The sequence below is a fragment of the Candidatus Nanopusillus massiliensis genome, from assembly GCF_920984865.1.
Genome location: NZ_OV100765.1, coordinates 154,002 through 154,318 on the forward strand (window position 1 = coordinate 154,002; position 317 = coordinate 154,318).

A 317-nucleotide genomic window follows, 5' to 3' on the forward strand; every position below is an offset into this window, starting at 1 on the left:
ATTTTTGTGGGATTTATATAATNNCTATGGTAAATGAATAATAATACTCTTTTCATGTTTTGTGTATATCTTTTTAATACTCTTTAAAATTGATTCTATTTTTTAATGTTACTTAAATATTAAAAATTTTTAAACACATTTAAATGAAAGATCTTCCTTTTATTTAATATAAATTTTTTGATATAAAGAATATTTTATTGTTAATCTAGTATTTTTTCTTCAAACAATTGTAAACTTCTTTAGAATTATAACTAGACAAAACATTGTAAAACTTATTATTATAAATATTATTATAATAAATGTACCAAAGCTATATA